This is a genomic window from Treponema endosymbiont of Eucomonympha sp. (assembly GCF_001028545.1).
On sequence record NZ_BBPW01000141.1, the window covers coordinates 1 to 1,724 of the forward strand.

The 1,724-nt window shown below is 45.1% G+C and carries 4 protein-coding genes; 1 reads left to right on the top strand and 3 read right to left on the bottom strand.

The window, feature by feature from the left end; genetic code table 11:
- The first annotated feature begins 168 nt into the window (after positions 1–168).
- Entirely contained in the window at positions 169–312 is a 144-nt protein-coding gene (locus AWU74_RS10440; RefSeq protein WP_238580181.1) for a molybdopterin-binding domain-containing protein, read from the top strand.
- Positions 313–498: 186 nt separating this feature from the next.
- On the opposite strand, the gene AWU74_RS10445 is transcribed toward AWU74_RS10440, so the two are convergent.
- The 3 genes from AWU74_RS10445 to AWU74_RS12715 form a co-directional block, all read right to left on the bottom strand.
- On the bottom strand, positions 499–1,005 hold the full coding sequence (locus AWU74_RS10445) for a hypothetical protein (RefSeq protein WP_162481712.1): 507 nt from the start codon (positions 1,003–1,005) through the stop codon (positions 499–501).
- A 209-nt stretch (positions 1,006–1,214) separates the two neighbouring features.
- Positions 1,215–1,457, bottom strand: coding sequence for a hypothetical protein (locus AWU74_RS05380; RefSeq protein WP_062328388.1), 243 nt, complete (start codon positions 1,455–1,457; stop codon positions 1,215–1,217).
- On the bottom strand, positions 1,454–1,724 hold a 271-nt coding region (locus AWU74_RS12715), incomplete at its 5' end, for a hypothetical protein (RefSeq protein WP_238580182.1). The genes AWU74_RS12715 and AWU74_RS05380, both read right to left, overlap by 4 nt.

Genomic DNA, 1,724 nt, shown 5'->3' on the forward strand with positions numbered 1-1,724 from the left:
CCGTTTTCTGTGATTTCACATAACTTGTTATTACATATTTATTCCCTTGTTTGCTTTTGTACTTGTAAAACGTCCGCCTGTCTAAAATTCATCATCTTGATAGATGCTTTGTAAATATCTATCCTGCTAGGTAGTGTGGATTGGAAGGTAGAGGAATAAACACCTGACATGAATGGCGGCGATTCGGGGCGGACGCTGATAATCAACCTGCCCGGCAGCCCCAAGGCGGTGCGGGAAAGCATTGGGTTTATCATCGGCGACCTGCGGCACGGTCTGGACATTCTGACCGGACGGGACGCGGACTGCGGGTAACGGTCGAGTTTGCCGCACACCGCAGGCTTGCGGCAAACTCTGCATACAGGTTGTGCTCCGAGCGGGTAACGCGGGTATGCGCAAGCCCGCGGGACGCTTGCAGGGTGCGCCGGGCATAAAAAAACGGGGAAGTCCGCGCGCCTCCCCGACTGAATATCCCGCCAAGAGGTGTTACTGTTTCCACCATTATTGACCGCTATCCGAATAATATGGAAAATCATCTTCCACAATAGAGTGGTAAGCAAATTGAATCCTATCCAACGCTACATAGATAAATAAAAGGGCTTCTTCAGGAATAGCATATTTCTTATCCAGAAGTCCTTTGTTCTCTTCTGTTTTAGTTTCTAAAACAGAAAACTTGTATTCCAATAATTTAGAATATGCTTTATCCCGCCAATACAAATAAGGGGAAACTAAAACAAGTGTTTTAACTCCTGCTTTGGTAGAAATATCTTTTATCAAAACACCGTCTAAAATAGGAACTTCACTATAATCCACATCCCAAGGACTAACCCATCTATTTACATCATAATTTTTATAATGAGAAGCTTCCCACGCATTTGGACGAACAAAACCAGAAGGAGCGTCCCCTAATCCAGGTTCGGTTTTTTCCTCGTTCTGACAACTAGTTAAAGAAAAACTGAAAACGAGAAAAACAAAAAGTCCTGCGCAAATTGAGTTTTTTCCTCCCAATGCCGCAAAGCCTTACCGGAACGCCCCTCTCTATGCTCCAAACGCTCCGATATGTGAAGCGCCTCTCGCCCGTCGTTGCCGCCCTGTCAGACGCCGCGCGCATTTTCTTTAGCACTCAGCAAATATTTTATGAATATATTTCTCGGCATTGTCATTGATACCGAGATACGAGTATTCTTCTCGTATCTTTTCTTCCCACTCGCCTTCAGTCAAAACGTTTCTTTTGTGTCTTTAATCCAGCCGTTGAGAAAATATATGTACAGCAGCGACGCTTTTATTTTGTTTTCAAGCAAGAAGTGTGCAAACGTCAGCCTGTTCGCAAGTTGATAATACGGCTCAAGCCAACTCTTGCTTGTGTGTATGCCAAATCGATTTCGCGTTGCTTCAAACGTGCTTTCAATAAATTTTCGACTGCCGTCTGAAGCGCCGCAAGAAGACTTTAGCTCTTTCAAGTGTGCTTTCGCCTCGACAAGAATCCATTCGTCTTCACGTTTTGAATACAGTACGGCGTCCCAATTAGGCGGGGTTCCCGTTTGCGGTCAATATGCCTTCCAGTTTTCGCCGATTTTTTTTCTTGCAAGGTAAGGGGCAAAAAATTAATTCCCTTATGTTCGAAGTCCTTTGGATAATCCCGCCACTGAAGGTCGCATTCTGCGTTAATACGAGTCTGCTGCGAGATAATGCGTTCCAATTCCTCCCGATGACGACCGAGAAAACGC